The organism is Kitasatospora sp. NPDC058032, assembly GCF_042885845.1.
In the GTDB taxonomy this organism is placed as follows: Bacteria; Actinomycetota; Actinomycetes; order Streptomycetales; family Streptomycetaceae; genus Kitasatospora.
In genome coordinates this window covers 421345-447773 of record NZ_JBHVRK010000004.1, presented here as the reverse complement: position 1 = coordinate 447773, position 26429 = coordinate 421345, and the positions used below count along the sequence as shown (strand labels likewise).

The 26429-nt window shown below is 73.5% G+C and carries 24 protein-coding genes; 12 read left to right on the top strand and 12 right to left on the bottom strand.

Annotation, left to right across the window (positions count from 1 at the left end; genetic code table 11):
- Window positions 1-146 precede the first annotated feature (146 nt).
- The 8 genes from ACFVUH_RS09855 (at window position 147) to ACFVUH_RS09820 (ending at window position 10638) form a co-directional block, all read left to right on the top strand.
- Window positions 147-836 (top strand): SCO family protein, encoded by a 690-nt coding sequence (locus ACFVUH_RS09855; RefSeq protein ID WP_387912257.1) that lies wholly within the window; start codon window positions 147-149, stop codon window positions 834-836.
- Window positions 833-1345 (top strand): copper chaperone PCu(A)C, encoded by a 513-nt coding sequence (locus ACFVUH_RS09850; protein ID WP_387912256.1) that lies wholly within the window; start codon window positions 833-835, stop codon window positions 1343-1345. The genes ACFVUH_RS09855 and ACFVUH_RS09850 overlap by 4 nt, the downstream gene beginning before the upstream one ends.
- Before the next feature lie 13 nt (window positions 1346-1358).
- Complete coding sequence (locus ACFVUH_RS09845) at window positions 1359-3437, top strand: FixH family protein (protein WP_387912255.1); 2079 nt, start codon at window positions 1359-1361, stop codon at window positions 3435-3437.
- A 9-nt stretch (window positions 3438-3446) separates the two neighbouring features.
- The gene (gene efeB / locus ACFVUH_RS09840; protein WP_387912253.1) at window positions 3447-4745 is read left to right on the top strand and encodes an iron uptake transporter deferrochelatase/peroxidase subunit; all 1299 of its coding nucleotides are present in this window, start codon (window positions 3447-3449) and stop codon (window positions 4743-4745) included.
- 156 nt (window positions 4746-4901) lie between these two features.
- A complete protein-coding gene (gene pheA, locus ACFVUH_RS09835; protein ID WP_387912252.1) occupies window positions 4902-5837 on the top strand; it encodes a prephenate dehydratase in 936 nt (311 codons plus the stop codon).
- 556 nt (window positions 5838-6393) lie between these two features.
- Window positions 6394-7668 carry a serine--tRNA ligase gene (serS, locus tag ACFVUH_RS09830; protein ID WP_355362268.1) on the top strand — a complete coding sequence of 425 codons (1275 nt, stop codon included), beginning with the start codon at window positions 6394-6396 and terminating at the stop codon, window positions 7666-7668.
- 83 nt (window positions 7669-7751) lie between these two features.
- The gene (locus tag ACFVUH_RS09825; protein ID WP_355362270.1) at window positions 7752-8600 is read left to right on the top strand and encodes an HAD family hydrolase; all 849 of its coding nucleotides are present in this window, start codon (window positions 7752-7754) and stop codon (window positions 8598-8600) included.
- A gap of 169 nt (window positions 8601-8769) precedes the next feature.
- The gene (locus ACFVUH_RS09820; protein WP_387912250.1) at window positions 8770-10638 is read left to right on the top strand and encodes an LCP family protein; all 1869 of its coding nucleotides are present in this window, start codon (window positions 8770-8772) and stop codon (window positions 10636-10638) included.
- A gap of 39 nt (window positions 10639-10677) precedes the next feature.
- Here ACFVUH_RS09820 and ACFVUH_RS09815 read toward each other — a convergent pair whose 3' ends face one another.
- Complete coding sequence (locus tag ACFVUH_RS09815; RefSeq protein ID WP_387912248.1) at window positions 10678-11442, bottom strand: sporulation protein; 765 nt, start codon at window positions 11440-11442, stop codon at window positions 10678-10680.
- A 213-nt stretch (window positions 11443-11655) separates the two neighbouring features.
- On the opposite strand from ACFVUH_RS09815, the gene ACFVUH_RS09810 reads away from it, so the two are divergent.
- Complete coding sequence (locus tag ACFVUH_RS09810) at window positions 11656-12396, top strand: FadR/GntR family transcriptional regulator (RefSeq protein WP_355362276.1); 741 nt, start codon at window positions 11656-11658, stop codon at window positions 12394-12396.
- A gap of 76 nt (window positions 12397-12472) precedes the next feature.
- On the top strand, window positions 12473-13741 hold the full coding sequence (locus ACFVUH_RS09805) for a CynX/NimT family MFS transporter (RefSeq protein ID WP_387912246.1): 1269 nt from the start codon (window positions 12473-12475) through the stop codon (window positions 13739-13741).
- 43 nt (window positions 13742-13784) lie between these two features.
- On the opposite strand, the gene ACFVUH_RS09800 is transcribed toward ACFVUH_RS09805, so the two are convergent.
- The 5 genes from ACFVUH_RS09800 to ACFVUH_RS09780 all read right to left on the bottom strand — a co-directional run bounded on the left by ACFVUH_RS09800 (window position 13785) and on the right by ACFVUH_RS09780 (window position 18402).
- Complete coding sequence (locus tag ACFVUH_RS09800) at window positions 13785-14501, bottom strand: ABC transporter permease subunit (protein ID WP_387912244.1); 717 nt, start codon at window positions 14499-14501, stop codon at window positions 13785-13787.
- Between the two features lie 63 nt (window positions 14502-14564).
- Entirely contained in the window at window positions 14565-15482 is a 918-nt protein-coding gene (locus ACFVUH_RS09795) for an ABC transporter ATP-binding protein (RefSeq protein ID WP_355362282.1), read from the bottom strand.
- Between the two features lie 9 nt (window positions 15483-15491).
- A complete protein-coding gene (locus ACFVUH_RS09790; RefSeq protein WP_355362284.1) occupies window positions 15492-16406 on the bottom strand; it encodes an ABC-2 transporter permease in 915 nt (304 codons plus the stop codon).
- Window positions 16390-17364 carry an ABC transporter ATP-binding protein gene (locus ACFVUH_RS09785; protein WP_355362286.1) on the bottom strand — a complete coding sequence of 325 codons (975 nt, stop codon included), beginning with the start codon at window positions 17362-17364 and terminating at the stop codon, window positions 16390-16392. Before ACFVUH_RS09785 ends, ACFVUH_RS09790 begins: the two co-directional genes overlap by 17 nt.
- Window positions 17365-17514: 150 nt before the next feature.
- Window positions 17515-18402: an LLM class flavin-dependent oxidoreductase gene (locus tag ACFVUH_RS09780; RefSeq protein ID WP_387912242.1), complete on the bottom strand. Its 888-nt coding sequence runs from the start codon at window positions 18400-18402 to the stop codon at window positions 17515-17517.
- A 153-nt stretch (window positions 18403-18555) separates the two neighbouring features.
- Between ACFVUH_RS09780 and ACFVUH_RS09775 the strand changes: the two genes are divergently transcribed.
- Window positions 18556-18798: a hypothetical protein gene (locus tag ACFVUH_RS09775; RefSeq protein ID WP_387912240.1), complete on the top strand. Its 243-nt coding sequence runs from the start codon at window positions 18556-18558 to the stop codon at window positions 18796-18798.
- A gap of 105 nt (window positions 18799-18903) precedes the next feature.
- Here ACFVUH_RS09775 and ACFVUH_RS09770 read toward each other — a convergent pair whose 3' ends face one another.
- Window positions 18904-19092, bottom strand: coding sequence for a hypothetical protein (locus tag ACFVUH_RS09770; RefSeq protein WP_387912238.1), 189 nt, complete (start codon window positions 19090-19092; stop codon window positions 18904-18906).
- A 162-nt stretch (window positions 19093-19254) separates the two neighbouring features.
- Between ACFVUH_RS09770 and ACFVUH_RS09765 the strand changes: the two genes are divergently transcribed.
- Entirely contained in the window at window positions 19255-20094 is an 840-nt protein-coding gene (locus ACFVUH_RS09765) for an HAD-IIB family hydrolase (protein WP_355362301.1), read from the top strand.
- Between the two features lie 18 nt (window positions 20095-20112).
- Here ACFVUH_RS09765 and ACFVUH_RS09760 read toward each other — a convergent pair whose 3' ends face one another.
- From ACFVUH_RS09760 to pstC, 5 genes are all read right to left on the bottom strand, one after another.
- Window positions 20113-21057, bottom strand: a complete 945-nt coding sequence (locus tag ACFVUH_RS09760) for a phosphate ABC transporter ATP-binding protein (protein ID WP_387912236.1) — start codon at window positions 21055-21057, stop codon at window positions 20113-20115.
- Between the two features lie 38 nt (window positions 21058-21095).
- Window positions 21096-22031 carry a sortase gene (locus ACFVUH_RS09755; protein WP_387912234.1) on the bottom strand — a complete coding sequence of 312 codons (936 nt, stop codon included), beginning with the start codon at window positions 22029-22031 and terminating at the stop codon, window positions 21096-21098.
- Complete coding sequence (locus ACFVUH_RS09750) at window positions 22028-23944, bottom strand: substrate-binding domain-containing protein (RefSeq protein WP_387912233.1); 1917 nt, start codon at window positions 23942-23944, stop codon at window positions 22028-22030. Before ACFVUH_RS09750 ends, ACFVUH_RS09755 begins: the two co-directional genes overlap by 4 nt.
- A gap of 83 nt (window positions 23945-24027) precedes the next feature.
- Window positions 24028-25314 (bottom strand): phosphate ABC transporter permease PstA, encoded by a 1287-nt coding sequence (gene pstA, locus ACFVUH_RS09745; protein WP_387912232.1) that lies wholly within the window; start codon window positions 25312-25314, stop codon window positions 24028-24030.
- A gap of 71 nt (window positions 25315-25385) precedes the next feature.
- Window positions 25386-26405: a phosphate ABC transporter permease subunit PstC gene (gene pstC, locus ACFVUH_RS09740; protein ID WP_380689106.1), complete on the bottom strand. Its 1020-nt coding sequence runs from the start codon at window positions 26403-26405 to the stop codon at window positions 25386-25388.
- Between the last annotated feature and the right edge of the window lie 24 nt (window positions 26406-26429).

Genomic DNA, 26429 nt, shown 5'->3' with positions numbered 1-26429 from the left:
GTCGGGTGGAGCGGCTCCGCCGTGGGCTTCCATGGCAGGAGCCGCATCAGGGGCGGATCGTCATCCTGACCCCAGCTCAGGTGGGGCCGCCCCCGGCCCGGGCGCGGCCCCACCGGTGATCCACCGCACACGATCGGACCTCTCCCATGCCCCGCTCCGCCCGTTCCGCCCGTTCCGCCCGTTCCGCCCGCCTGGCCGGGGCCGCCGCCGTCGCCCTGGCCGCCGCGCTCACCCTGACCGCCTGCGGCTCCGACGCCGGCGGTTCCGCCTCCCCCGCCAAGGTCGTCCAGCAGAAGTCCGACTCGCCCTACGAGGGCACCGTGCTCGGCAAGAACTTCGAGAAGCCGGACCTCCAGCTGACCGACACCTCCGGCCAGCCGTACGACCTGCGCCAGCAGACCAAGGGCCGGACCACCCTGCTGTTCTTCGGCTACACCAGCTGCCCGGACGTCTGCCCGACCACCATGGGCGACATCGGCGTGGCGATGAAGAAGCTCTCCCCGGAGGAGCGGCAGAAGGTCGACGTGGTGTTCGTGTCCACCGACCCGAAGCGCGACACCCCGCAGGTGCTGCGCAGCTGGCTGGACTCGATGGGCAGCGACTTCATAGGCCTCACCGGGGACCTGGAGAAGGTGAAGACCGCCGCCAAGGCGCTCGGCATCCTGATCGAGGACCCGGTGATCAACGCGGACGGCACCGTCACCTCCACCCACGGCGCCCAGGTGCTGGCCTTCCTGCCCTCCGACGACAAGGCCCACCTGCTCTACCTGAGCGGCACCGAGGTGAAGACCTACGAGCACGACCTGCCGCTGCTCGCCAAGGGGGTCGCCGCGTGAAGGGCTCCCTCGGCTTCCGCCGGACGGCACTCGCCGGGGCGGCGCTGGCGACGGCACTGGGCGCCGGCGCGTTCCTGGTGGCCTGCGGGGCGGACGGCGGGAACGGCGCCGCCGGCGGCGGAGCATACGGTGGCGCGGCGGCCCGGCTGAGCGTCGCCGACCCCTACATCCCGCTGCCGCCGGCCGGCGGCATGGCGGCCGGTTACCTGACGGTGCGCAACGACAGCGGCCAGGGCGACGAGCTGGTCGAGGTCTCCAGCCCCGGCGCCTCCTCGGTCACCATGCACCGCTCCACGTCCACCACCATGGAGCAGGTCGACAAGCTGGACGTCCCCGCGCACGGCGCGCTGCAGCTCGCCCGCGGCGGTACGCACCTGATGATCATGGGGTGGCAGAAGGCCCCCGCCCTCGGCGACGAGCTCGAACTCGACCTGACCTTCGCCCGGACCGGCACCATCTCGGTCAAGGTGCCGGTCAAGGAGCTCACCTACCGCCCCGGCCAGCAGTAAGGGACACCGCACGATGCTGATCGCACCGGGACTGACGGGACGGCGGATCGCCGGGCTGATCGGCGTGCTCGCCGCCGTCCTCGCGCTGCTGCTCGGCGGCGCCGGACCCGCCGCCGCGCACGCCACCCTGCAATCCACCGACCCCGCGCAGAACGCCGTCCTGCCCGCCGCCCCGCAGTCCGTCACCCTGACCTTCAGCGAGGCCGTCTCGCTCTCCTCGGACTCGGTGCGGGTGCTCGACCCGGCCGGCAAGGCCGTGGACGCGGGCAACCCGGGGCACGCCGACGGCAAGGACAACACCGCCCGGGTCGCACTCGGCAGCGGGCTCGCCAACGGCACCTACACCGTCGCCTGGCGGGCCGTGTCGGACGACTCGCACCCGATCGGCGGGGCGTTCACCTTCTCCGTCGGCGCGCCGTCGGCCACCACCGTCTCCGCCACCGCGCTGCAGGGCGCCGAGGCGGACGGCCTGGTCGCCGCGGTCTACGGCACCGGCCGGGCCGTCGCGTACGGGGCGTTCGCGCTGCTCGTCGGGGCGGCCGGCTTCGTGCTGCTCTGCTGGCCGGCCGGGGTGGCCCGGCGCCCGGTGCAACGGCTGCTGATGAGCGGCTGGGTGGCGCTGCTGGTGTCCACGGTCACGGTGCTGATGCTGCGCGGCCCGTACGAGCGGGGCTCGGGGATCGGCAAGGCGTTCGACCTGTCGCTGGTCCGCGCCACGCTGGACGAGCGGATCGGCACCGCGCTGGCCGCCCGGCTGCTGCTGCTCGCGGCGAGCGGGGTGTTCCTGTCGCTGCTGGTCGGCCAGCTCGGGCAGCCCACCGGCCGGACCGTCCCGGCCACCGGCACCGCCGGGACCACCGGGGCCGGGTCGGCGGCCGGGGACGCCGAGGAGGCCGAACTGCGGGAGCTGGAGCGGCGCGCCGCCGAACGCCCGCAGCGCGAGGCCCGGCTGGGCCTCGGGGTGGCCGGACTGGTGCTGGCCGTCGCGCTCTCGGCGACCTGGGTCGGCGCCGACCACGCCTCGGTGGGCATCCAGGTCTGGCTCGCGCTGCCGCTCGGCATGCTGCACCTGGTCGCGATGGCGCTCTGGCTGGGCGGCCTCGCGGCGATGCTGGTCGGGCTGCGCGAGGGCATCGGCGCGGACGTCGCCGACCGCTTCTCGAAGCTCGCCTTCGGCGCCGTCCTGGTGCTGGCCGGCACCGGCGTCTACCAGTCCTGGCGCGGCCTCGGCAGCTGGAGCGCGCTGACCGGCACCGACTACGGGCGGCTGCTGCTGGTGAAGACCGGCTGCGTGGTCGCGATGCTCGGCGCCGCCTGGATGTCCCGGAGCTGGCTGGCCCGGCTGCGGGCCGCCCCGGAGGAGGCCGCGGAGGTCACCCCGGCGGAGGTCGCCGTCGCGGCCGGCGGCGTCGGCGGCGGTACCGGCAGCAGTGCCCCGGACGGTGGCGACGAGGACTCCGACGACCCGGTCCGGCGGGCCCAGCTGGCCCGGCAGCGGGCCGCCCGGGCGAACGCCGACCGGGACCGCGGGCTCACCCCGACCCGGGCCGGACTGCGCCGCTCGGTGCTGGTCGAGGCGGCCGTCGCGGTGGCCGTCCTGGTGGCCACCACCCTGCTCACCAACGCCCCGCCCGGGCGGGTGGCGGGCGAGGTCGCGGCCGGGGCCGCGAACGGCACCGCGCCGGCGGCCGGCACCGCGGCCGGAGGCACGACCGGCGGGGCGCCCGCCCCGCAGACCGTGCCGGGCCGGACGGTGGAGCTCGCCCTCCCGTACGACACCAAGGGCCGCACGCCCAACGCCAAGGGCACCGCGACGGTCACCCTCAACCCGGCGGGCACCGGCTCGAACGAGGTGCACCTGAAGCTGGACGGCGCGGACGGGCAGCCGGTCGAGGTGCCGGAGGTGCAGCTCGCCTTCACCCTGCCGGACCGCGACCTCGGCCCGCTCACCGTCCCGCTCACCCCCGAGGGCACCGGGCGCTGGACCGGGACGGCGCAGCTGCCGCTCGCCGGCAACTGGGTGGTGTCGGTGGTCATCAGATCCTCCGACATCGACCAGACCACGGAGATCAAGCAGCTGAAGATCGGATAGGGACAGCTCATGGCCACGGAGACCGGCACCGACAGCACCACCGGGCAGGACGGCACATCCGACGGCGCCGCCACCGGCTTCACCCGGCGGGCCCTGCTGGGCACCGCCGGGGCGGGCCTGGTGATCGGCGCGGGCGCCGGGGCCGGCACAGCCGTGGCCGTGGACCGGCCCGGCCCGCACCGCCCGGCGACAGCGTCCGGCGGCGGCCTCGGGCCGGCCCGGGTGGCGTTCCACGGCGAGCACCAGGGCGGCATCCTCGAACCCCAGCAGGCCCGGGTCCAGCTGGCCGCCTTCGACCTGGCCGGCGGGGTCGGCCGGGACGGCCTGCGCGGCCTGCTCCAGCGCTGGTCCCGGACGGCCGCCCGGATGGCCGTGGGCGAGCCGGCCGACGAGTTCGAGAACCAGGTCGCCCTGGACGCCGGCCCCTGCTCGCTCACCGTCACCTTCGGCTTCGGCGCGGGCCTGTTCGACAAGGCCGGCCTGGCCGACCACCGCCCGGCCGGGCTGGAGCCGCTGCCGGCCTTCCCGGCCGACGCGCTGGACCCGGCGCGCGGCGACGGCGACCTGTTCGTACAGATCGGCGCCGACGACGCGCTGGTCGCCGTGCACGCGCTGCGGGTGCTGCAGCGTCAGGCGGCCGGCACGGCGGCGCTGCGCTGGCAGGCGTCCGGCTTCGCCCGGACGCCCGGCGCCACTGCCACGCCGATGACCGGGCGCAACCTGATGGGCCAGATCGACGGCACCAACAACCCGCAGCCCACCGAGGACGGCTTCGCGGCCAAGGTGTTCGTCGCCGCCGGGGGAGAGCAGCCGGCCTGGCTGACGGGCGGTTCCTTCCTGGTGTTCCGGCGGATCCGGATGCTGCTGGACAACTGGGAGGCGCTGCCGGTGGACCGCCAGGAGCGGGTGATCGGGCGGCGCAAGTCGGACGGCGCCCCGCTCGGCGCGGCTGACGGGGCGGGCGAGCGGACGCCGGTGGACCTCGCCGCCCAGGCCCCGGACGGGTCGCTGGCCGTCCCCTCGGACGCCCACATCCGGGTCGCGGCGCCGGCCGCCAACGGCGGGGCCGCCATGCTGCGGCGCGGGTTCTCGTACCACGACGGGCTGCTGGCCGACGGCTCGCCGGACGCCGGACTGCTGTTCCTCGCCTTCCAGGCCGACCCCCGCAAGGGGTTCACCCCCGTGCAGCGCAAGCTGGCCCGGGGCGACGGGCTCTCCCGCTTCCTGCGGCACGAGGCGAGCGGCGTGTACGCCGTCCCGCCGGGCGCGCCGCAGGGCGGGTACGTCGGACAGACCCTGCTCGACTGACCGGGCCCGGTGCCCGGGCCGGCCGCTGTCCACGGATCGTCCGTCCTCCTCCCACGGAGCGGACCGCGACCACAGGAGGGCGGCGGAGTGGCTAAGGTGACTCCTTTCGGCGGTCCGCCGTTGTTCCCCACAGGTCCCGTTCCCCTTGGAGGCGTCATGTCGGCAACCCGCTACACGTACCTCGGGCCGGCGGGCACCTTTACCGAGGCGGCCCTGCGCACCCTGCCGGAGGCGGCGACCCGGGAGCTGGTGCCGATGTCCTCGGTGCAGCTGGTGCTGGACGCGGTGCGCGGCGGCGAGGCGTCCGGCGCGTTCGTGCCGATCGAGAACTCGGTCGAGGGCGCCGTCACGGCGACCAACGACGAACTGGCCTCCGGCGCGCCGCTGATGATCTACCGCGAGGTGCTGCTGCCGATCACCTTCGCGCTGCTGGTCCGCCCGGGCACCGCGCTGTCCGACGTGAAGACGGTCACCAGCCACCCGGTGGCCCAGGCGCAGGTCCGCCGCTGGCTGGCCGCCAACCTGCCGGACGCGCACTGGGAGTCCGCCGCCTCCAACGCGGACGGCGCCCGGCTGGTGGCCGAGGGGCGGTACGACGGGGCGTTCGCGGGCGAGTTCGCGGCGCCGATCTACGGTCTCGACCCGCTGGTCAAGGACATCGTGGACGCCCAGAGCGCGACCACCCGGTTCGTGCTGGTGGGGCGGCCCGGGCGGGTCTCCTCGCCGACCGGGGCGGACAAGACCTCGATGGTGGTCTGGCTGCCGGACGACCACCCGGGCGCGCTGCTGGAGCTGCTGCAGGAGTTCGCGGTGCGCGGGGTCAACCTGATGCGGATCGAGTCCCGGCCGACCGGGGAGGGGCTGGGCAACTACTGCTTCCTCATCGACTGCGAGGGGCACCTCAGCGACCGCCGGGTGGGCGAGGCGATGATGGGCCTCAAGCGGATCTGCCCGCAGGTGCGCTTCCTCGGCTCCTATCCGCGCGCCGACCAGCAGACGCCGGAGCACCAGCGGCCGGGTACCTCGGACGCGGATTTCAGCGCGGCCTCGGACTGGCTCTCGCGCTGCCTCGACGGCCGCGGGGACATCTGAGTCCGGTCGAGTCGGGCCGAGTCGGGCCGAGTGCGGCCGAGTCCGGCCGGCCGGGTCCGTCGGACATCCGGGCGCCATTCGGCGGCCATGTGTCCTTTTCGAACCGTTTTCCACCCCGCCGGGCGGCCGTCCACAGGGCGGCCGCCCCGGTGCGGGGCTTGTCCACAGGGGTGGGCACTGTCCACAGGTCCGAGTTATCCACAGGCCTGGGGATGAGTCGACAAACCGGTATAGCCACTGCGCGTTTCGGTCGGATCATCGGTTTGCGTCGCAGAGATGACTAATCGGACCAGAGTCACCCGGGTACCAGCAAATCACCCGTCCGAGCGCTTTAATTCGCTCACCCGGGAAGGTCAATTCAGGTTTGAAACCTGAATTTCATGGGTCGCTTCCTCGTCCACCGACGCCGCCCCACGATCCACAGCCTCCACCCCGAACCTGTGGATAACCGACCTCCGGACGGTTTCCCACAGCGGTTATCCACAGGCTGGAGCGAGTTATCCCCAGGGGAAAACCGGTACCGGTGGACAGGCGCCCGCCCGGTAGGCTTGGGCCCGTGATTGACCTTCGCCTGCTCCGTGAGGACCCTGACCGAGTGCGCGCCTCGCAGCGCGTCCGTGGCGAGGACGTCGACCTGGTCGACGCCCTCCTCTCCGCCGACGAGCGTCGCCGGTCCTCGGGCACGCGCTTCGACGAACTGCGCAACGAGCAGAAGGGCCTCGGCAAGCTCGTCGCCAAGGCCCAGGGCGAGGAGAAGGCCGCCCTGCTCCAGCGCACCAAGGAGCTGGCCGCCGAGGTCAAGGCCGCCGACGCCGAGCAGACCGAGGCCAAGGAGGAGGCCGAGCGCCTGCTCCGCTCGCTGGCGAACCTCATCGACCCGGCCGCCCCGGTCGGCGGCGAGGAGGACTTCGTCACCCTGGAGGAGATCGGCACCCCGCGCGACTTCGCCGCCGAGGGCTTCGAGCCCCGCGACCACGTCGAGCTGGGCCAGCTGCTCGGCGCGATCGACACCGAGCGCGGCGCCAAGGTCGCCGGTGCCCGGTCGTACTACCTGACCGGTGTTGGCGCGCTGCTGGAGCTCGCCCTGGTCAACATGGCGATCGCCCAGGCCACCGCCGCCGGCTTCACCCCGATGATCACCCCGGCCCTGGTCCGCCCGGCTGCCATGGACGGCACCGGCTTCCTCGGCCAGGCCGCCGAGAACGTGTACTTCCTGGAGGGTGACGACCGCTACCTGGTCGGCACCAGCGAGGTCCCGCTCGCGGCCTACCACATGGACGAGATCCTCGACGCCGAGAAGCTGCCGCTGCGCTACGCCGGCTACTCGTCCTGCTTCCGCCGCGAGGCCGGCACCTACGGCAAGGACACCCGCGGCATCATCCGCGTCCACCAGTTCGAGAAGGTGGAGATGTTCGTCTTCACCACGCCCGAGGACGCCGAGAACGAGCACCGCCGCCTGCTCCAGTGGGAGAAGGACTTCCTCAACGCCCTCGAACTGCCCTACCGGGTGATCGACGTCGCCTCCGGCGACCTCGGCGCCTCGGCCGCGCGCAAGTTCGACATCGAGGCCTGGATCCCGACCCAGGGCAAGTACCGCGAGGTCACCTCGACCTCGAACACCACCGAGTACCAGTCGCGCCGCCTCGCCATCCGGATGCGCGAGGAGGGCAAGGTGCGCCCGCTGGCCACGCTGAACGGCACCCTGGTCGCCGTCCCGCGCACCATCGTGGCGATCCTGGAGAACCACCAGCAGGCCGACGGCTCGGTCGTCGTGCCCGAGGCGCTCCGCCCGTACCTCGGTGGCCGTGCCGTCCTGGAGCCGGCCAAGTAGGACCGCCGGTGCCGGAACCGGCACCGGCCGCAGCCGCGGTGACGCGGACGCAGCAACGAAGCAACTCCCGGGAGACACGGCCCATGAGCACCACCAGCCCCAGCCCCGTCTCCCCCCTGGACGGTGGCGGCCTGCCCTTCAAGCTGGTCGCCACCGACCTCGACGGCACCCTGCTGAACAGCACGGAGGGCGTCTCGGCACGCAACCGCGCGGCGCTGGCCGACGCCACCGCGGCCGGGGCGCTGCACATCATCGTCACCGGCCGGTCGGCCACCTGGGCCCGCCCGGTCTTCGACGAGATCGGCTACCGCGGCATAGCCGTGTGCGGCCAGGGCGCCCAGGTCTACGACGCGGGCGAGCACCGGCTGCTCACCTCGCTCACCCTGGACCGCCGGGTGGCCGCCCTCGCGATCCAGCGGATAGAGGAGGAGACCGGTCCGCTGGCGGTCGCCGCCAGCCAGGACGGCCTGGACGGCGACGTACTGGCCGGCCCCGGCTACGAACTGCAGATCGGCTCCGAGCTGCCGGTGGTCCGGACCGCGAAGGACGAACTGCTCAGTGCCCCGGTCAGCAAGCTGTACATCCAGCACCCCGAGCTGACCGACGACGCCCTGGCCGAGGCCGCCCGCCACGCGGCCGGTGATCTGGTCGGCGTGGTGATGGCCGGCGCCGGCGTCGTCGAGCTGCTGCCGCTCGGCCTCTCCAAGGCCACCGGGCTGGCCGTCGCCGCCCACCGGCTCGGGGTGAAGGCCGCCGACACCATCGCCTTCGGCGACATGCCCAACGACGTGCCGATGTTCGGCTGGGCGCGGCACGGCGTGGCGATGGCCAACGCTCACCAGGAGCTGCTCGCGGTCGCCGACGAGGTCACCCTGAGCAATGACGAGGACGGCGTCGCGGCCGTACTGGAGCGGCTCTACCCGAACGGGTGAACCTCGCTGCGGCCACCGCCGGTTCAGCCGTTGGAGTGATGCTGCGGTGAGCCGCCGCGACGAAGCCGCGGGTCGGCGGGGGTGCGGCCGTCCCGGGCCGCCGGGCGGGCACCGGAGGGGTTTGTATGCTCCCAGGGTTGCCCGCTTCCGCCGCTGAGAGGTGCGCGCCATGTCAGTCCAGTGGGACCAGGGCCCGCCGGATCCGGCTGGGCGGCGGCGCGCCGACGGCGGCGGCGTCCGGACCGACCCCCCCGAAGAGGCCCCCGGCCGGTTCCCGCTGCCGCGCACCGGCGGCCGGGCCGAGGCCCGCCGGGCCGCGCAGGGCCGTACCGGGCAGACCCTCGCCGCGCAGACCCGCGTCGCGCAGGGCCGGATGGCACCGACCCGCACCACCCAGACCCGCACCACCCAGACTCACGCCGCACCAACCCGCACCGCACAGACCCGCGCCGGTCGGCGGGAGGCGGCCCGGTGCGGCCGGCGCGGCGCCCGGCGGCTGATCGCCTGGTCACTGGCCGGGATACTGGTCGCCCTGGCCGGCGCCGGCGCCGCGGTGTACTACCGGCTGAACGGCAACCTCCGGTCCTTCGACCCCGACGCCATCGCCCCCGACCGCCCGCCCGAACCCAGCGCCGACGCGCACGGCCACCGGCCCGTCAACGTGCTGCTGATCGGCTCCGACTCGCGCGCCGGAGGCAACGGCGACCTCGGCGGCGGCCATGAGAGCGGCGCCCGCTCCGACACCACGATCCTGCTGCACGTCCACGCCGACCACCGGCACGCGGTCGGCGTCTCGATCCCGCGCGACGCCCTGGTGACCGTCCCCCGGTGCAAGCTCCCGAACGGCACCTGGACCCGGGAGCAGCCCGGGCAGATGTTCAACTCGGCCTTCTCGGTGGGCAATTCCGAGTCCGGCAACCCGGCCTGTACGCAGAACACGGTGGAGAAGCTCACCGGCATCCGGATCGACCACACCATCGAGGTCAACTTCGCCGGCTTCGCCGCGATGACCGGCGCCGTCGGCGGCGTGGACGTCTGCCTGCCGAACGCCGTGCACGAGGGGAACATCAACCCCAATCTGGGGCGCAAGGGCAAGGTGGTGCTCACCAAGGGCCGCCAGCGGGTCTCCGGGCAACGGGCGCTGGACTACGTCCGGCTCCGGCACGGCATCGGCGACGACTCCGACGTCGGACGGATGAAGCGTCAGCAGGCGTTCCTCGCCTCGCTGCTGGCCCGGATCAAGAGCAGGGGACTGAACCCCGGCACGCTGCTGCCGCTGGCCGACGCCGCGACCAGCTCGATGACCGTCGACCCGGGCCTCGACTCGGCCGCCAAGCTGGTGGACTTCGCCCTGACGCTCAGGGACATCGACCTGCACGAGGTCAAGTTCCTGACCACGCCCTGGCGTTACAACGGCGCGCGGATCGACCTGGTGCACCCCGCGGTCGACACCCTGTGGCGGACCCTGCAGGCCGACCGGACCATCGACGGCCAGGACGCCACCGGCCACCAGCCGGACGCGGCCGACACGCCGCCCGCACCGTCACCGGCCGCGCCACCGTCCCCACCGTCCTCCTCGACGGCCCCCACGGCCCCGAGGACCCCACCGCCCCCTCCGCCCCCGCCGCTCGGCGCCGACGGTGCGCCGATCCGGGTCACCGTCCAGAACGGCACCGGCACCCCCGGACTGGCCGCCCGGGCCGCCGACACGCTCCGGGCGGCCCGGGTCACCGTGGCCGGGACGGCCACCGCGCGCGGCACCGCCCGGGCGGCGACCACCACCGTCGAGTACGGGGCCGGGCAGCGGAGCAACGCGCAGAAGGTCGCCGCACTGTTCCCGGGCGCCGCGGTGGCCCCCGGACCGGGAGCCGGGATCAGCCTGCGGCTCGGTCTGGACTACGCCACCGGCGCGACGTCCGGCGGGCCCGCTCCGGCCGCCGCCGCGCCGTCCGGCGTCCCGGCCCCGCTGCCCGCCGAAGTGGTCGGCCAGGCCCGCTCCGCCGACGACGACATCTGCAGCAACGTCTCCTACGGCTGACGGCGGGAGCGGGGGCGGCGGCGGGAGCACGCGGGGGCCTCAGAGCGCGGCGCGGATCCAGCCGTCCACCAGCCCGGTGAGGTCCTCGTCGGCCTGGCCGTGGTCGACCACATGGGTGCGGATCACGTCCCCGCCACCGCCGAACAGACCGCCGCGCCGGTCCGCCTCCAGCACCACCTCCACCTTGCCCGGGGTGGTCACGAAGCTGACCTCCAGCGAGTTGCAGGCGTGGGCGTACTGCGGTGCCGAGGAGTACTCGATCTCCTGGTAGAACGGCAGCGTCTGCCCGGTGCCGCGGATGTGCCCGGCCTCCAGGTCCGCCGAGCGGAACCGGAAGCCCAGCTGGAGCAGGGTGTCCAGGATCCGGCGCTGCACCGGCAGCGGCTCGACCTCCAGCGGGTCGGAGTCGCCCTTGTCCAGCGCGCCCGCGATGTCGACCTCGGTGCGCACCCCGAGCCGCATGCCGTGCAGGTGCTGCCCGGCGATGGTGGTGACCGGCGTCTCCCACGGCACCTGGACGGCGAACGGGATCGAGCGGTTCTCGCCCGGCGCCAGCTTCAGCGGCGCGGTCACCGAGAAGCGGGCGAACGGGTACAGGCCGGTGCTCTCGCCGTCCTCGTGCTCGATCTCCACCTGGGCGACCAGGGTCAGCGTGATCCCCCGGATGTCCGCCTCCACCGTCCCCCCGGTCAGCTCGACCGTGCCGGCCATCGTCCCGCCGGGCTGCACGACCGGCGTGCTCAGGACGGTGTCGACGCCGGGACCGCCGACGCCCAGGGCACCGAGCAGCTTCTTGAACACCATGCGGACGATCTCCTCGTATCAAAGGGGTGTGGAACCGAACGGGTGCGGACCGGGCCCGTCGTCACCGGATCACCGGTCGTCCGGAGGAACGCCAGGCCGCCGCGAGCGGTTCCCGCGCTGTTCACCGCCGGTTGTAGGATGACCGGACAAGCAGTTGTAGGATGACCGACGACCAGGCCGTAGCCGGCCCACGCCCGGGGAGGAGAGCCCGCCATGAGCAGCGCCAACAGCGGACAGGACACGCTGCAGACCGCCGGGCGGCGCTCCCTCGTCGACACCGCGATCGAGCAGCTGCGGGAGCAGCTGAGCGCCGGCGTCTGGCCGGTCGGCTCGCGGATCCCGACCGAGCACGAGCTCGCCGAGCGCCTCGGCATCGGACGCAACACCGTCCGCGAGGCGATCCGGGTCCTGGTGCACGCGGGCATGCTGGTCTCCCGGCAGGGCGAGGGCACCTTCGTGCGCTCCACCAGCGACCCGGCCGCCGTGCTGCGCGGCGTGCAGCGCTCCGGGGTGCGGGACGTCCTGGAGGTCCGCGCCGCGCTGGAGACCGAGGCCGCCCGGCTGGCGGCGCTGCGGCACACCCCCGAGGACATCCGGCGGATGCGGGCCGCGCTGGCCCGCGAGGCCGAGGTGATCGCGGCGCACCCCGAGCGGGCCGGCCGCGAGGCGACCGTCGAGCACGACCTGGAGTTCCACACCGCCGTCGTCGAGGCCGCGCACAACCCGGCGCTGACCGAGGTGTACCGCTACTTCGGCGCCTCGGTGCGCGAGTCGATGCGGACGGCGTTCGGCGACCACGAGATGCCCGAGGTGGTCGTGGCGACCCATCAGGCCCTCGTCGACGCGATCGAGAGCGGCGACCCGGAGCTGGCCGAGCGGGCGTGTCGCGCGCTGCTCGCCGAGCCGACCGCCGCCGTCGAGCAGCTCCTCGCCGCCATCGCCGCCCGGAAGTGAACGGGCCGAGGCCCCCGTTCCCCGCTCACCCGGTGTGCCCCCGCACGCCTTGAACTCCACGAAAGCAGCACCACCCATGGCCGTCACCCGTGCCCAGCAGCCGGTTGCCACCACCTCCGCGGGTACCGTCCCGCTCCCCGTCCCCAGCCGGCTGGCGCACCCCGCGCTGCTGCTGACCGGCATCGTGCTGGTCGCCCTGAACATGCGCGCCTGCCTGGCGGCGGTGTCGCCGATGGTGGCCGAGATCCAGCACACCTTCGGGCTCTCCGCCACCGCGAGCGGGCTGATCACCACCGTGCCGGTGCTCTTCCAGGGCGTCGGTGCCCCGCTCACCCCGCGGCTGACCCGGCGGTTCGGCACCGAGCGGGTGGTGCTGGGCGCGGTGCTGGTGCTCGGCGCGGGCGTGCTGCTGCGGGTGCTGCCCTCGGTGGTGGCGCTGTACGCCGGGTGCGTGGTGATCGGTGTCGCGATCGCCGTGCTGAACGTCTCGATGCCGGGCCTGGTCAAGCGTGAGTTCCCGGGCCGGGCCGCGGCGATGACCGGCGTCTACTCGACCACCATGCTGGTCGGCGCGACGATGGCGGCCGGCCTCTCGGTGCCGCTGGAGCACGCGCTGGGCGGCGGCTGGCAGGCCTCACTCGGTTCCTGGTCGGTGCTGGCGCTGATCGCCACGGTGGCCTGGCTGCCGCAGGTGCTGCGGGCCCGGGCCGCCGCCGGGACCGCTGCCGCGAGCACCACCGCGCCGGTCGCGTCGGCCGCCGCCTCCCGCCCGATCGAGGGCATCTGGCGCTCGCCGCTGGCCTGGCAGATCAGCCTGTTCATGGGCATCTCGTCGCTGCTGGTCTACACCCTGGTCGCCTGGATGCCGACCATCCTGGCCGACCACGGGATGGACCGCGGCGAGGCCGGTCTGGTCTTCGCCTTCTCCAACCTGGTGCAGGTGGCGGGCGCCTTCCTGGTGCCGCTGTTCGCCGGCCGGATGACCCGCCAGCGGGCGCTGGCCGTCTCGATGGCCGCGCTCAACGGCCTCGGCATCGCCGTCCTGCTGATCGCCCCGGTGTCCGGCGCCTGGGTGTCGGCCACCATCCTCGGCGTCGCCCAGGGCGGTTCGCTCGGCCTCGGACTCGCCTTCATCGTGCTGCGCACCGACAGCGTCGCCGGCGCCGCCCAACTGGGCGGCATGTCGCAGGCGGTCGGCTATCTGGTCGCTGCGGCCGGCCCGGTCGGCGCCGGCGCCCTGCACCAGCTGACCGGCGGCTGGACCATCCCGCTGGCGCTGATGCTGGTGCTGGCCGCCGTGGTCGCCGCCGCGGGCTGGGGCGCCGGACGCGACCGGACGCTCTGACCCCGTCCACCCCAGCCGGCCCGGGCCGGGCGCGCCCCGCTCCTCACTCCTCCGAGGCGAGGGTGAGCCCGGCCAGCCGCACCGAGGCCAGCGCGGTCGCCGCCACGCCGACCACCAGCAGCAGCGGCACGGCCGCGCCGAGCGAGACCGCCGAGGTGATCGAGCCCTCGGCCGCCACCGACTCGGCCACCGCCAGCGCCCACTGCTGGATGCTGAGCGTGCGGGCGCCCGCCACGAAGTTGCCGACCAGCGACTCCCACACCAGCGCGTACGCCAGCCCGGCCACCACCGCGTGCCGGGTCACCACGCCGAGCAGCAGGAACAGCGCGCTGTACGCGGCCCCGGCGACCAGCGCGGCGACGGTGTAGGCGAGCGCCAGGCCCTCCTTCGTCCCGTACAGCAGCAGGCCCGCGAGCAGCATCGGCAGCGCCGCGAAGGCCCAGGTGGTACCGATCGCGACGGTCAGCTTGGTGGTGATGATCTTCCACCGCGGCAGCGGCTTGGCCAGCAGGTAGACGATCGAGCCGTCGTCGATCTCGGTGGCGATGGCTCCGGTGCCGACGACCAGGCCGAGGATCGGCAGCAGGGTGCCGAGGCCGAGCTTGCCGAGCACGTTCACGACGAGCTCGTGCTTGTCGCCGTTCGACCCGGCGGTGATCGCCGAGACGGCCAGCAGCAGGGCGGGGACCACCAGCAGCAGCAGGCCGCGGCGGCGGCCGAGCAGGCCGCGCAGCGTCAGCCTGGCGACGGTCGGGTTCATGGTGGGTCGGCCTTCCTGGGGTCCTGGAGGTGGGTGCCGGTCGGCGGGACGGCGTCCGGGCCGCTACGCGGAGACGAGGTAGGAGAACACGCTCTCCAGCGACTCGTCCGCCGGTGCCACGGTGTACAGCCGGATGCCGGCCCGCTGGGCGACCTTCGGCAGCAGGGTGGTGAACCCCTGGAAGTTCACTGCCTGGATCCGCAGCGCCCGCTCCTGCAGGTCCAGCTCGATGCCGGCGGTCGACGGGTCGGCGATCAGCGCCGCCGCGAGCCGCCGGTCGTCGCTGGAGCGGACCAGGTAGCGGTGCGGGCGGTCGGTCATCAGCCGGCGGATCTTCCGGAAGTCACCGGAGGCGGCGTGCCGGCCGGCCACCACGACCTCGATGTGCCGGGCCAGCTGCTCGACCTCCTCCAGGATGTGCGAGGAGAACAGCACCGTCCGGCCGTCCGAGCCGAACCGCCGCAGCAGGTCCATCAGCTGGAGCCGCTGGCGGGGGTCCATGCCGTTGAACGGCTCGTCGAGCAGCAGCACGGCCGGGTCGTGGACCAGCGCCGAGGCCATCTTGACCCGCTGCTTCATGCCCTTGGAGTAGGTGCCGGTCCGCCGTTCCTGGGCGTACTCCATCTCGACCAGGGCGAGCGCCTTGCGGGCGGCGGCGCCCGGGTGGGGCAGGCCGTGCAGTTCGGCGTTGGCGAGAACGAACTCCCATCCGGTCAGGTAGTCGTACATCGACTCCCGCTCGGGGACCAGGCCGATCTGCCGGTACACCTCCTGGTTGCGCCAGATCGGCGCGCCGTCCAGGGTCACCGCCCCGGTGGACGGCGCCAGGAAGCCGCTCATCATGTGGATCAGGGTCGACTTGCCGGCCCCGTTCGGCCCCAGCAGGCCGGTGATGCCGGGGCCGATCGCCATGCTGACGTCGTTGACGGCGACCACGTTCCCGAACCAGCGGGAGACCTTGTCGATGGTGATGGTGGCCATGACGCCCTCTCAAACGTTCCGGTAGCGGCGCAGCAGCAGCCGGTACGAGCCGGCCACCATCGCGACGGCGACGGCGGTGAACACCAGCAGGCCGAGCCCGCCCGGCGCGTGCATCCGCTCGGGGCCGGTACCACCGAGGTCGAACAGCTCGTTGGTGAGGCTCTCCACCAGCCCGCCCGGCGACAGCAGCACCGCCCACTGGGTGGAGTCCGGGATGCTCCCGCCGACGGCGACGGTGGACATGCTCACCCCGACCACGATCGCGACCACCGTGGTGCTGACCGCGAGGTAGCCCATGATCGCGGCCACCCCGAAGCCGCGCCGCGGCGTGGCGGCGGCGATCACCACCGCGACCGAGGTCGGCACCAGCGCGTACAGCACCGCGGCCACCAGGCCGTAGCAGAAGTGCTCGGTCTGGTCGCCGAAGTCCAGCTTGATCAGCAGCGAACCGACGTACAGCACCACCAGCGGCGCGACCATCAGCAGCAGCTGGGCGCAGGCCATCGCCCCGAACTTGGCCCGCACGTAGTCGGCGCGGGTGATCGGGCGGGAGAAGTACAGCGGCACGGTGTGGTGGCGCAGGTCCCGGGAGAACAGCACCGGCGCCTGCGAGGCGAGGAAGATCGAGGTCACCAGCCCGATCGCGCTCAGGTACTGCGCGTAGTCCACCGGGAGCCGGTCGGACGCGGTCATCAGCGCGACCGCCACGATGATCAGGGCCGGCACGGTGGCCGCGCCCAGCACGATCATCGGCAGCACCTTGGACTTGCCGGACCGCCCGAGGCCGTACGCGGCGCGCAGGCTCTGGGTGAACAGCGAGCGCGTGGCGTACGCCCGGCCGAGCCGGGGGCCGGTGTAACCGCGGTAGCCGATGTCGTGGATGACGCCGGTGTCGGCCGGCCTGAACTCAGGAGGCAGTGACATCTGCGGTAACCCCCTCGTTCTCCGTCGTCCCCGCGTCCCGGGTGAACAGTTCGGCGACCCGGTGCCGCCGCTCCTCCAGCCGCACCAGCCCCAGCCCGAGGTCCGCGACCGCGTCCCGGATGGTGTCGTACGTGTCGTCACCCGCCAGCCGGACCAGCAGGATCCGGGTGCCCTCCGGCTCCACCGAGAGCCCCGCCGCCGCCAGCCGCTCGCGCACCGCGGCGCCCGCGTCCAGGCCGTGGTCCTCCGGGTGGTCCGTCACCTCGACCGCCAGGGTGGCCGTCGTGCCGGTGAAGGAGGCGGTGGACGAGGAGCGCAGCAGCTTGCCGCCGTCGATGACCACCAGGTGGTCGCAGGTGCGCTCCAGCTCGCCCAGCAGGTGGGTGGTGACCAGCACCGAGATGCCGAAGTCCGTGTACACCCGGCGGATCAGCGCCAGCATGTCGTCCCGGCCGACCGGGTCCAGCCCGTTGGTCGGCTCGTCCAGCAGCACCAGCTTCGGGTCGTGCACCAGCGCCTGCGCCAGCTTCACCCGCTGCTTCATGCCCGTCGAGTAGCCGCCCATCGGGCGGTAGCGCTCCTCGTACAGCCCGACGTGCCGCAGCGTGTCCGCCGTCCGTTCGCGCGCGGCGGCGGCCGGCAGCCCGGCCATCCGCGCCATGTGCACCACGAACTCGGTGGCCGAGACGTCCGGCGGCAGGCAGTCGTGCTCCGGCATGTAGCCGACCTGCTCGCGGATCTCCGACCCCTGGGTGGCGACGTCGAGCCCGAGCACCCGCCCGGTCCCGGAGGTCGCCGGGGCCAGCCCCAGCAGGATCTTGATGAGTGTGGACTTGCCCGCCCCGTTCGCCCCCACCAGGCCGACCACCCCGGGCTCGACCTCAACGGTCAGCTGATCGAGGGCGGTCACCCGGGGGAACCTCTTGGTGAGGCCGTCCGTCTTGATGACAGTGGACACGTTCCTCACCGTAGTGTCCGGCCCCGCGCCCGGTCATGAGCTGCGATGACGAGCCCGCCTGCTGCTCGGGTATGACGCCACCCCGCCGTTCCCCTAGGGGACCACGGCGCCCGCCCCCGAGAACCGGACCCCGGGGGCGTCGACGCGCCGTCAGGCCAACTGGGCCAGGCCCTCGGTGGCGATCCGCTCGAAGACGGCCAGGTCGTTGGCGAAGATCGAGTCCGGCACCGGCCAGTGGACCACCAGCTCGGTGATGCCGACCTCCCGGTACGTCCCGGCCCAGTCCACGAAGGCGTCCAGCGACTCCAGCGGCTTCTCCGCGGTCGAACCCTGGAGCAGCACCTTCTCCAGCGTCGCCACGTCCCGGCCCCGCTCCTCGCAGGCCGCCGTCAGCTTCGCGATCTGCTGCGCGACCACCGCGGGCGCCTGCTCCACCGGCACGTCCGCCGGAGCCTTCGGATCCCCGTACGTCACCCAGCCCTGCCCGTACTCCGCGGCCAGCCGCATCCCGCGCGGCCCGGCCGCGGCGACGTAGAAGGGCACCCGCGGGGTCTGCACGCAGCCGGGGATGTTCCGGGCCTCGACCGCCGAGTAGTACGTGCCCTCCCGGGTCGTGGCGTCGTTGCTCAGCAACTCGTCCAGCAGCGGCAGGAACTCCCCGAACCGGTCCGCCCGCTCCTTCGGCGACCACGCCTCCTGGCCCATCGCCGTCGCGTCGAACCCGGTCCCGCCGGCCCCGATCCCCACCGTCAGCCGCCCGCCGGACACGTCGTCGAGCGTGATCAGGTCCTTCGCCAGCGTCACCGGGTGCCGGAAGTTCGGCGAGGTCACCAGCGTCCCGATCCTCAGCCGCTCGGTCGCCGCCGCCGCCGCGGTGAGCGTCGGCACCGCCCCGAACCACGGCTCCTCCCGGAACGACCGCCAGCTCAGGTGGTCATAGGTGTACGCGGCGTGGAAGCCGAGCTCCTCGGCCCGCCGCCAGATCTTCTGTCCCTCGCTCCACCGGTGGATGGGGAGGATCACCGTGCTCAGACGCATACCGCCGACCCTACGGCAGCCGTCAGCGGCCGGGCGCCCTCCGACTTGACGACCTCATCCTCGCGACGGGACTCCTCTCCAGGACACGACCGCCGGTGCGGACCGGCCCCGTGCCGGATTCAACGCTGCAGCCAGCTCAGTACGCTGGAGGAGGTGCCCTGCCAGGAGCAAGCGCCAGGCCACTGGTACTACGGCGCGGCCCACACCCTGAACGTCACCGGCGGCACCGCCCACTGGTACCCGGCGTACAACGGCGACGGCACCGTCAGCGGCGGGGTCGCGGTCCTGCGCAGCGGCACCAGGGTCGCCGTCGTCGAGCTCACCGGCCGGCCCACCGACGCCCTGACCTACGTCGAGCGCATCGCCACCGCGGCACTGGAGCGCCTCTCCTCCTGAACAGCGGCCCCGCTCCGCCCGCGCCACCGTGCTCGGTCGCACGGCCCCGGCCCTACGCGGGCCGCCGGGGGCGGTGCGGGAGGCGGGGAGCCGGGTGCGGGAAGGTCAGGGGTGGGGGCGTTGGGAGGGGAGGCGCAGGGGGTGGGTGGGGCTGCCTCGGCGGGCGAGGTCGGCGAGGGTGTCGAAGAGGATGTCGCCGATCAGCACGGGTTCGCGGGAAGGCGGCGTGGCCGCCTCCTCGGGGAGGGGCGCGGGCTCGATCTCGATCTCGTCTGGGACCTGGCGAGTTCGCATGGCTCTTCCTGCCGACGGGGTGGCCGAGGAGAGTCCTGCCCGGTCGGAGGCGGTGGGACACCCCGGAAGCGGGCGGATCGGCCGGAACTGGCGCAGCGGGGGCCGAAACGTGCGCCGGACGGGGAGTGGGGGAGAGCGGCGGCGGTGGGCGAAGATGGAGCGGTGACCACACCGCGCACCGCTCCCCCGACCCGGCTGATCGCCACCGATCTGGACGGCACGCTGCTCTGCTCCGGCGGCACCGTCACCGAGCGAACCGCCGCCGCCCTGGCCGCCGCCGAGGCGGCCGGGATCCAGGTGGTGTTCGTGACCGGCCGCCCGCCGCGCTGGATGCAGCAGGTGAGCGCGCACATCGGCGGCCACGGGGTGGCGATCTGCTCCAACGGCGGCGCGGTGGTGGACGTGCGGCGCGGCGAGCTGCTGGAGTCGTTCCCGCTGGCCGGGGAGGACGCGCTCGCGGTGGTGGCCCGACTGCGGGCGAAGCTGCCGGGCACCGCGTTCGCCTTCGAGTACCCGGCCGGGTTCGCCCGCGAGCCCGGCTACGAGGTGCGGATGTGGGGGCAGGACGAGAACCACCCGGTCGGCCCGGCCGAGGAGCTGCTCGGCCCGGGCGGCCCGGTGCGCGGACTGTACAAGCTGCTCGCCAAGCACCCGGACCTGGACCCGGACAAGCTGCTGAGCGAGGCCCGGGAGGCCGCCGGGGAGCTCGCCGAGATCACCCGCTCGGCGCCGATACCGCTGCTGGAGATCAGTGCGCCCGGCGTCACCAAGGCCAGCACGCTGGCCCGTTGGTGCGCCGGGCGGGGGATCGACCGGAGCGAGGTGGTGGCCTTCGGCGACATGCCGAACGACCTGGAGATGCTGGCCTGGGCCGGCACCGCGTACGCCGTCGCGAACGCCCATCCGCAGGTGCTGGCGGCGGTGCCGCTGCACACGATGAGCAATGAGCAGAACGGCGTCGCCGCGGTGCTGGAGGAGATCCTCCGGCACCGCGGCGACTGAGGGCGCGAGCGGGTCGGGTCAGCCGAAGCGGCCGTTGACGTAGTCCGAGGTCCGCTGGTCGTGCGGCTGGTGGAACACCTGCTCGGTCGGCCCGGCCTCGACGATCCGGCCGGGGGTGTCGTGGGTGGCCAGGAAGAACGCGCAGCTCTGCGACACGCGCTGGGCCTGCTGCATGTTGTGGGTCACGATCACGATGGTGAGCCGGCCGCGCAGCTCGGCGATGGTCTCCTCGACCCGGCGGGTCGAGGTCGGGTCGAGCGCCGAGCAGGGCTCGTCCATCAGCAGGATGTCCGGCGAGACGGCCAGCGACCGCGCGATGCACAGGCGCTGCTGCTGGCCGCCGGAGAGCGAGCCGCCGGGGGCGTCGAGGCGGCTGGCCACCTCGTCCCAGAGGCCGGCCTGGCGCAGGCTGGTCTCCACCAGGTGGTCGCGCTCGTCCCTGGCGACCTTGATGCCGGCGAGCTTGAGCCCGCTGGAGACGTTGTCCTTGATGGACATCGCCGGGAACGGGTTGGGCCGCTGGAACACCATGCCGATCCGGCGGCGCACGTCGGCGGGCCGCCGGCCGGGCCGGTAGACGTCGTCGCCGTCCAGCAGCACCTCGCCGGAGAGCGCGGCGCCGCGGACCATCTCGTGCATCCGGTTGAGGATCCGCAGGTAGGTGGACTTGCCGCAGCCGGACGGGCCGATCAGCGCGGTCACCTCGCCGGCGGGCATGGCGAGCGAGACCCGCTCCAGCACCTTGCGGGAGCCGAACCAGGCGGAGACGTCCCGGGTCTCCAGTCCGGCCAGGGCGGGCTCCTGGTCGTAGCCCTCGTAGTGCGCGTCCTGCGGGTAGAGCAGGTGCTGCCCGTCGTAGCCCGCGTGGTCCGCGTGGTCGGCGTGGTCCGCGTAGTCGGCGGCCGGCAGCGTCATGGTGGTCTCGTCGGGCCCCGGGGCCTGGTCGTGCGGTAGGTCGGTCATCGGTGCATCCGTCATCGGTACGGTCCTCCGGGCGCGCTTCAGTAGAGGTTGGGCAGCAGGGCGGCGGCGTTCTCGTAGACCGCCCAGAGCAGCGCGCCGATCACCGGCGCGAGGCTGAGGTAGGCGGCCGAGCGGTGCCAGTACCGGGCGAGCACGACGGCGGCGACGACCGCGCCGAGCAGGCCCAGCGTCCACAGCTGCAGTGCGGCCAGCGCGCCCTTGTCGGCGGCCAGCGCCTTGTCGAACGGCACGGTGGCGGGGCGCCCGCCGGGGTTGGCCGCCGGGTCGCCGTCGAGCCGGGCGCCGATCAGCACCGTCGAGCTCGCGATCCAGTTGGAGTCGCTGGTCACCAGCACCAGGCGGTTGCGCACCGGGTCCACGATCGGGTGGTCCTCGTCGCCGTACACATTGACGGTGTAGGTGAAGGTGCCCTGCCCGGTGGTGGCCTGGATCTTGTCGCCCACCCGCAGCTTGGTCAGCTCGCCGAACGGCGCCCCGAAGGTCGCCCCGCGGCCGAACACCACCGACACCCCGGTCTGCCCGGGCAGCGCGGTGTCCCGGCGGTGGCCGGGACCGCGCATGAGGTCCCGGCCCGTGGTGCCCTCCACCACGACCGCCTGGTGCAGCCCGATCGCCGGGATGTCCAGCAGCGCGACGGGGGCGCCGTCCGCGGCCTTGCCGGTCGGGGCGGTCGCCTTGGCGAGCTGGTCCCGGAAGGACTTGTAGGAGGTGGACTGGAAGTGCTTCTCCTGCACGTGCGAGAGCGTGAACAGGTAGCCGACGAAGCCCATGGTGAGCGCTGCCAGCAGGCTCACCGCCCAGGCCGCCTGCAGGAACCGGACCCGCTTCGCCGTCCGGCCGGAGCCGTCCCGGCCGGGCCCGGCCGCGGCGGGCTCGGCCGCGGGCGCGGGGGCCGCCGGGGCCGGCGCGGGCTGCGCCGCGCCGACCGGCTTCTCCAGGGCGGGGGCCGTCATGACCGGCCGCCCGTCTGCGAGCGGCGGCGCAGCAGACGGCGGCCGAGCAGCGGCGGGACGATGACGACGGCGAGCAGTTCGACGGCGGTGAGGACGCTCAGCGTCCAGTCCTCGGGCCGGCCGCCGACGTTCACCACGTCGGCGGCGACCTCGGTGGTGCCGCCGGAGCCGCGCGCGACCACCTGGCCGGTCTGCGGGTCGACGGCCTGCTCGGCGCCCTGGCCCTCGCCGTCGGCCGAGGCCGCGGCGTTCGGGTCGGCGGCGACGGCCCCGGCGTTCGGGTCCGCGGCCGTGCCACCGGTCCCGCCCGTCCCGCCCGTGCCACCGGTACCGCCGGAGCCGCCGGTGGAGGACCCGCCGGTGCCGGAGCCGGAGCCGCCGGTGCCGGTGGTCCCGGGAGCCTTGGTGCCGGTCTTGTTGCCGGTGGCCTTGTTGCCGCCGGTACCGCCGGACGTGGCTGCCGCGCCTCCGGCGGCCGCGGCACCCGCGCCGCCCGCCGCAGCGCCGCCCGCCGCAGCGCCGCCGGTCCCACCGCCGGTGGCACCGCCGGTGCCCGCGCCGCCGGCCGCCGCACCGCCGGTGGTGGAGCCGCCCGAGGTGCCGCCGGGCCTCGTCTTGCAGTCCAGCGGGGCGCCCTTCGCGTCGCACTCGCTGGGCTGCGGAGCGGTCTTGAGGATGGTCAGCTCACCGGCACTGTTGAAGGTCGGGTTGTTGCAGTTGGAAAGGGTGTTGGGGTCGACCGGGCTGGCGTTCCCGGGGATGCGGTTGGTCTGCAGCAGACCGCCGCGGACCAGGTTGCGCGGGATCGGTGAGTAGCCGAGCGAGTCCGCCTCGCCCTGGCCCTGGCAGAGCACGTAGGCGAGGAAGCGGCTCAGCGCCGAGCCCTTGTCGTTGCTGAACTTCGGCAGCGACTGGAGCGAGTTGCTGCGCGGCACGATCAGGTAGCTGTAGCTGGAGAGCGGGTAGGAGCGCGGGTCCTTGTTGATGTAGACGCCGTCCAGGTTCTGCTGGAGGTAGTTCGGGTCTTCCGGCGAGGTGTTGTCGTCGACACCGCGGATCTGGGCGGCGGTCAGCGCGACGGCCACGTTGGAGGCGGTCGGCAGGGTGTAGTACCCGGCCGGGTTGAGGACCTTCACGACCGGCCAGTTGCTGTTCTTGGCGAAGGCGTACTCGTCGTAGCCGATGGTGCCCTCGCCGGAGCCGGCCTTGATGTAGCCAGCGACGGTGTCCGAGCCGCTCTGCGCGGTCATCCGGCCGGCGCGCGGGAAGAACTCGGTGTACAGGCCACAGCTCACCTTGTTGACCGACTTGCAGTACTCGTCCCACTGCTCGGGGTAGGTCCGGCTCATCCAGCGGGTGAACTGCGCGGTGGCGCCGGAGCCGTCGGAGCGGATCACCGGGGTGATCGGCAGGTTCGGCAGCTGCTTGCCGTAGTCCTCGGTGACCCTGGGGTCGTTCCAGTTGGTGATCTTGTTGGTGAAGATGTCCATGATGGTCTGCGTCGACAGCCGCAGGTCGTTGACCCGCTTGCCGCCCACCGTGAGGTGGTACATCAGCGCCGTGCCACCGGCGGTGATCGGAACATAGGAGTAGCCGTAGACGACCTTCTCCACGCCCGCCTCACCGGCGCGCTGGATGTCCTCGCCGGCCCCGGTGTCGACGGTGGTGCGGAACGGCACGTCGGAGGCGCTGAAGTCGTTGCGACCGGTGTTCCACTCGGCGCGACCACGGGCGGAACCGACCGCGTTGAAGTCGATCTGGATGCCCTGCGGGCCGACGTCCTGGCGCCACTGGTCGATCGCCGGGAAGGCCCAGCTGGACCCGCTGGCGGTGAGCGCGACGGAGGCCGCGCTGGCCGGGACGGCCTGTCCCAGCAGCAGGGACCCGGCCGCTAGCAGGGTGGACAACAGCACGGCCAAGGGACGTGCCAGGGGGCGGCTTGCGGCCTCCCGCGACATGGGGACTCCTCTGGTGCGGAGGGTGGTGGGTCGGAACATCAGTGCCCCCCGGTGGCGACGGCCGAGGTGGCGAGGCCGGGCTGGGCGGTGGGTCGGACGGCGTGCGGCCCGGCGACCTCGGGGGCGGCCGGCGCGGAGGCCCGGGAGGCGCGTTCGAGCCTGCGCTTCTGCCGGCGACTCAGTTCGCCCGGGCCGCGCCCGCCGAGCACGCGCGCGGTGACGAAGAGGATCAGCACGACCGCCATCAGGGTCAGCGCGGCGGCGAAGGCGCGCGCGATCATCGCGTCGTACGGCAGCTTGACGTAGCTCCAGATGTAGAGCGGCAGCGAGATCTGCGGGCCCTCGAAGGGGTTGGCGTTGAACCGCGAGGTGAAGCCCGCGGTCAGCAGCACCGGCGAGGTCTCGCCGACGGCGCGCGCCATGCCCAGCACCACGGCCGTCACCAGACCGCGCCGGGCGGTCGGCAGGACGACGTTCCAGACCGTGCGCCACTGGCTGCCGCCGAGCGCGTAGGACGCCTCGCGCAGGGTTCCGGGGACGAGGCGGATGACCACCTCGGCGGCCCGGGTGACGATCGGCATCATCATCACGGTCAGCGCCAGGGAGGCCGCGAAGCCACTCTTGTCGAAGCCGAAGGTGAGGATGACGATGCCGAGGATGAACAGGCCGGCGACGATCGAGGGCAGCGCCGTCATCGCCTCGACCAGGGTCCGCACCGGCCGGGCCAGCCGGCCCCCGATCTCGGACATGAAGACCGCCGCCGCGATGCCCAGCGGCACCGCGAACAGCGTGGCCAGGCCGAGCTGTTCGAGCGAGCCGACGACGGCATGGACGGCACCGCCGGAGGTGATCGGGGAGAGCGAGGCGGTCTTCTCCATCGACTCGGTGAAGAAGTTCGCGTGCTGGGCCGCCTGGTAGCCGCGCGAGGCGACGTAGCCGATCTGGTCCACGATCAGCGCGACCACGAGGGCGCCGGCGCTCCAGGCGACCACCGAGACCAGGCGCTCGCGGACCACCAGCGTGCCCCACTGCTGCCGGCCGAGGATGTAGTAGCCGGCCAGGAAGAGCAGGTACCAGCAGAGCACGAAGCCGAGCGCGCCGCTGAACGGCAGCACCCGCTCGTACAGCACCCAGTTCAGCCCGAGCGCGCCGACGATCGAGCCGGCGACGGTGAACACGTCGTCGCGGGTGATGCCGCCGAGCTTCAGCTTCTTCTCCGGCAGCTCCGGCCCGGGGGTCCGGTCACCGGGGGCGTCCGCGGGGGACGCGCCGACGGGTGCGCCGGCGGGGGGCGCTTCTGTGGGCGCCTTGTCGAGGGTGGTCATCGGTGCGTCCCTTCACGGCGGAGCGGCAGCGGTCGGCGGGCCCGGTGGCGGGTTCTCTGGTGGGCCATGGATCAGTCCGCCGTCGCCGCGCCGGAGCGGGAGCGGCTGATCACGAAGCTCGCGGCCATGTTGACCAGCAGGGTGATGCCGAACAGCACCAGTCCGGCCGCCATCAGCGCGGAGAGCGACAGGGTGTCGGACTCGCCGAACCGCAGCGCGATCAGCGCGGAGATCGAGTTGGCGCCGTTCTCGAAGATGTGGCCCATGATGTCGAAGCTGGGCGAGATGATCAGCGCGACGGCGATGGTCTCGCCCATCGCGCGACCGAAGCCGAGCATCACCGCGCCGATCACGCCGCCGCGTCCGAACGGCAGCACCACCGTGCGCACCATCCCCCAGCGGGTGGAGCCGAGTGCGTAGGCGCCCTCGCGCTCGCCCTGCGGGGCCTGGGAGAACACCTCACGGCTCAGCGAGATGATGATCGGGATGATCATCAGCGAGACCACCACGCCCGCGATGAAGGTCGAGGAGGTGTAGGAGGTGCCGATGTCACCGGTCCGGACCTTCAGGAACGGGATCGTGTCGCCGAGGTGGTTGGACATCCAGCGGACGGTGCCGATGATCTGCGGCTGGAGGAAGAAGAGCCCCCACAGGCCGTAGACGATGCTGGGGATCGCTGCCATCAGGTCGACCAGCGAGATCAGCGTGGCCCGCAGCCTCGGCGGGGCGTACTCGGAGATGAAGATCGCCGTGGCCAGCGCCACCGGGACGGCGATCACCAGCGCGATCACGGCGATCAGGATGCCGTTGGGCAGGACGGAGGCGATGCCGAAGTTGTGTGCCTGGGTCTGCCACTTCTTCTCCGTGAAGAAGTCGAAGCCGACCGCGCGCAGCGCGTCGCCGCCGCGCAGGACCAGGAAGAAGGCGATCAGCCCCATGATCGCGAAGACCGAGAGGCCGGCCGCCCGCAGCAGGCCGCGGAACACCCGGTCGCCGTTGGTGGCGGGGGCGGTGATGGTGCGGGGTACGTCGGGGTCGGGCTGGCGTGGAGCCTCGGCGTGGGGTGCCGCGGGCTCGGCGGCGGCTGTCATGGTCTGCTCTCCGGCTCGGTGGGA